3 protein-coding genes are annotated in these 4,185 nt (G+C 66.8%); 2 read left to right on the top strand and 1 reads right to left on the bottom strand.

What is annotated here, in order from left to right; translation table 11 throughout:
- Positions 1 to 2,022: membrane-bound PQQ-dependent dehydrogenase, glucose/quinate/shikimate family (locus HUK84_RS11485; RefSeq protein WP_176640417.1), on the top strand; the 2,022-nt coding region annotated here is incomplete at its 5' end.
- Positions 2,023 to 2,194: 172 nt separating this feature from the next.
- Here the strand turns inward: HUK84_RS11485 and HUK84_RS11480 are convergent.
- Positions 2,195 to 3,346 carry a Fic family protein gene (locus HUK84_RS11480; protein ID WP_176640416.1) on the bottom strand — a complete coding sequence of 384 codons (1,152 nt, stop codon included), beginning with the start codon at positions 3,344 to 3,346 and terminating at the stop codon, positions 2,195 to 2,197.
- A 152-nt stretch (positions 3,347 to 3,498) separates the two neighbouring features.
- Here HUK84_RS11480 and HUK84_RS11475 point away from each other — a divergent pair.
- On the top strand, positions 3,499 to 4,185 hold a 687-nt coding region (locus tag HUK84_RS11475; protein WP_246285629.1), incomplete at its 3' end, for an MFS transporter.

The raw sequence follows: 4,185 nt of genomic DNA, 5'->3' as shown, positions 1-4,185 counted from the left end.
GGCCTGAGCGTGGGTGCCGCGGTGGTCGTGGTGGGCATGGCCCTGACCCAGGACCCGCAGGACATCGCGGGCGCCCTGCCCGCCGTGGCGCAGGACGCGCCGGCGCCGGGCGACGCGGACCAGATGGCCGATGCCGACTGGCAGGCCTATGGCCGGACCCAGTTCGGCGACCGTTTCAGCCCGCTGAAGCAGATCACGCCGCAGAACGTGCAGGACCTGAAGGTGGCCTGGGTGTTCCGCACCGGCGACCTGAAGGGGCCGCACGATCCGGGCGAGATCACCGACGAGGTGACGCCGATCAAGATCCGCGACACCGTGTATCTGTGCTCGCCGCACCAGATCCTGTTCGCGCTGGATGCCGCGACCGGCAAGCTGAAATGGAAGTTCGATCCGAAGATCAGCTATGGCCCGACCTTCCAGCACATGACGTGCCGCGGGGTGTCGTACCATGAGACGAAGGCGGACGCGCAGACGATCGACGGCCAGCCCGCGCCGACCGATTGCGCGCATCGCGTCCTGCTGCCGACCAATGACGGCCATCTGTATGCGATCGATGCCGACAGCGGCGAACGCTGCGCGGGCTTCGGCACCAACGGCGCGGTCGACCTGACCGAAGGCATGCCGTTCAAGCAGGCCGGCTTCTATGAAGCGACGTCGCCGCCGGTCGTGACCGACAAGATGGTGATCGTGTCCGGCGCGGTGATGGACAATTATTCGACCCGCGAGCCGTCGGGCGTGACGCGCGGCTTCGACGTCTATACCGGCAAGCTGGTCTGGGCGTTCGATCCGGGCAATCCGGACCCGAACGAGATGCCGTCGGACACCCACAAATTCGTCCCCAACTCGCCGAATTCGTGGATCGTGTCGTCCTATGACCCGAAGCTGAACCTGATCTATATCCCGATGGGCGTGCAGACGCCGGATATCTGGGGCGGCAACCGCGGCGCGGATTCCGAGCGCTATGCCAGCGCGATCGTGGCGCTGAACGCCGATACCGGCAAGCTGGCCTGGTCGTACCAGACCGTGCACCACGATCTGTGGGACATGGACATTCCGGCCCAGCCGAGCCTGGTGGACATCCGCACCGCCGGCGGCGAGATCGTGCCGGCGCTGTATGCCCCGGCCAAGACGGGCAACATCTTCGTGCTGGACCGCCGCGACGGCAAGCTGATCGTGCCGGCCCCGGAGACCAAGGTGCCGCAGGGCCCGGCGCCGGGCGACCATCTGTCGCCGACGCAGCCTTTCTCGGAGCTGACCTTCCGTCCGAAGCAGAACCTGACCGACGCGGACATGTGGGGCGGCACGATGTTCGACCAGCTGATGTGCCGGATCATGTTCCATCAGTTGCGCTATGAAGGGCCGTTCACCCCGCCGTCGCTGCAGGGCACGCTGGTCTTCCCGGGCAATCTGGGCATGTTCGAGTGGGGCGGCCTGGCCGTCGATCCGGTGCGGCAGATCGCCGTTGCCAACCCGATCGCCATTCCGTTCGTGTCGCGCCTGATTCCGCGCGGGCCGAACAACCCGGCCAACCCCGACCAGTCGCAGCCCTCGGGTTCGGAAACCGGGGTGCAGCCGCAGTTCGGCGTGCCGTACGGCGTGACGCTGAACCCGTTCCTGTCGCCGCTGGGCCTGCCCTGCAAGAAGCCGGGCTGGGGCTTCATGGCCGGGATCGACCTGAAGACCAACAAGATCGTGTGGATGCATCGCAACGGCACGATCCGCGACAGCGCGCCGCTGCCGATCCCCTTCAAGCTGGGCGTGCCCAGCCTGGGCGGTCCGCTGACGACGGCGGGCGGCGTGGCCTTCCTGACCTCGACCGCGGATTATTATATCCGCGCCTATGACGTGACCACCGGCAAGCAGCTCTGGCAGGACCGCCTGCCGGCCGGCGGCCAATCGACCCCGATGTCCTATGCGGTCAACGGGCGGCAGTTCATCGTGACGGCCGATGGCGGCCACGGCTCGTTCGGCACCAAGCTGGGCGACTATGTGGTGGCCTACGCGCTGCCCGAGACGCCCTGAAGCCCACGCGCCCCGGCCCTGACGGGCCGGGGATGCGACGGACCGACAGGGGGCGCGCGGCCGGTGACGGCCACGCGCCCCCTTTTTTGTTTCAGGGAGGCATTTCAGGGAGTCTTTTTTCGCCCCCGTTTTTCGCCCCCCGGTTTCCGCCCCTCGTCCGGCATGTTCGCCATCAGGCCGCGGGTTCCGCGCGGGAATCGTCCTCGGCCTCCTGTGCTTTCGGGAGGATCAGCGCGTAATGCGTGCTGCGCCCCCCGGCGGCATCCTTGGCCAGGATACCGCGAGAGACGAGGTCGTTGATGTCCCGCAGGGCGGTATCCGGCGATGTCTTCGTCATCTTTGCCCATTTCGAGGAATTCAGCTTGCCCTCGAAGCCGTCCAGCAGCCGGTTCAGCATGAGATGCTGCCGGGCATTGAAGATTTGCCCGGCCATGTCTTCCCAAAAGCGGGCCTTCTGCAGCACCTTGCCCAGGGCCTGTTCGGCGCGGCCGAAGGCCCGGTCCAGGCAACCGAGAAACCAGTGCAGCCACGGGGTGATATCGAGCGTTCCTTTCTGCGTCGCCTCCAGAACCGCGTAATACGTCCTCCGTTCCTGACGGATCTGCGCCGAGAGGCTGTAGAAACGCTGGGACGTCTGTTCCGACCGGGCCAGCATGAGGTCACCGATCGCGCGGGCCATGCGCCCGTTCCCGTCCTCGAACGGGTGGATGGTCACGAACCACAGATGGGCGATCGCGGCCTTCAGCACCGGGTCGAGATCCTGCGCGCCATTGCACCAGGCCAGGAAGGACGCCATCTCGGCCTCTATTCTGTCGGCGGTGGGTGCCTGGTAATGCACGCGTTCCCGCCCGATCGGGCCGGAGACGACCTCCATGGCTCCCGCGCCGTCATGACGCCAGGCGCCCACGACGATCCGCGTCATGAAGCTGCGCCCCGTCGGAAACAGGGCCGCATGCCAGGCGAACAGACGCTCCCGCGTCAAGGGTTCGGCATAATGCCGGGTCGCGTCCAGCATCATCTCCACGACGCCTTCGACGTCCCGGTCGATCGGGGCCAGGGCACCGATATCCATGCCCAGCCGCCGGGCGATCGAGGAGCGCACCTGGCCGCGATCCAGGCGCTCCCCCTCGATCTCGCTGGATTTGATGACGTCTTCCGTCAGCGTCCCGAGAACCGCCTCGGCACGGAAATCGAAGCCGAGCGATTCCATGCGCCCCAGGAGCCGCCCCTGACGATGACGTACGGCCGCCAGTTGATGGGAGAGATGCGCGACGTCCCATGTGAATTCCGGCCAGCCCGTCTGTTGGTAGATATAGCGCGCCATATTCCCCGCACTCCTTGCGGGGAATGTAGCAGCCATTCACCGCGTCCCTCCAGAGAAACTCCGCATGGGATGCGGTGATTATGAGCCGCAATCACCGCAAAGCCTGTCGATCGGCATGTTTCGGGGGTGGCGCATGGTGGTTATGATGGGGCATGTCCGCCCGATCCCTCTCCGCCCGCGCGATGCGGGCGCTGCCCTATATCGTCGCCGCCACATTTTTCATGGAATATCTGGATTCGACGATCATCGCGACGGCGCTGCCGGCGATGGCGCGGTCGTTCCATGTGGGGCCGAACGCGCTGAGCCTGGGCATGACGGCCTATATGCTGACGCTGGCGGTGTTTATTCCGATCAGCGGCTGGGCGGCGGACCGGTTCGGCTCGCGCAGCGTGTTCGCCGGCGCGGTGACGGTCTTTACCGCGTCATCGGTGCTGTGCGGGGTGGCGGGCAGTGTCGATGCGTTTATCGCGGCGCGGGTGCTGCAGGGGCTGGGCGGGGCGATGATGGTGCCGGTCGGGCGCTTTATCGTGGTGCGCAATACCGAGACCGGCCGGATGATAAGGGCGATTTCGACCATCACCTGGCCCGCCGTCGCCGCCCCCGTGGTGGGGCCGACGGTGGGCGGGATGATCGTGACCTTCGCGAGCTGGCACTGGATCTTCCTGATCAACCTGCCGCTGGGCCTGGCGGTGCTGGGCGTGATCTTCGCCATCGTGCCGCAGCAGTTCGGCGCGCGGCGGCCGATGGATTGGGGCGGGTTCGTGATGGGTGGGGCGGCGCTGACCGCGATCCTGCTGGGGACCGAGCTGGCCAGCGACAGCCATGCCGGCCTGGCGCAG

It is taken from the genome of Nguyenibacter vanlangensis (assembly GCF_013376155.1).
In the GTDB taxonomy this organism is placed as follows: Bacteria; Pseudomonadota; Alphaproteobacteria; order Acetobacterales; family Acetobacteraceae; genus Gluconacetobacter; species Gluconacetobacter vanlangensis.
The sequence above is the reverse complement of the archived record's forward strand: the minus strand, read 5'-3'. Positions and strand labels throughout refer to the sequence as shown.

Coding starts and splice junctions, on each gene's coding strand:
- HUK84_RS11480 (WP_176640416.1), bottom strand. CDS start 3,346: ATGGCGCGCTATATCTACCAACAGACGGGCTGGCCGGAATTCACATGG.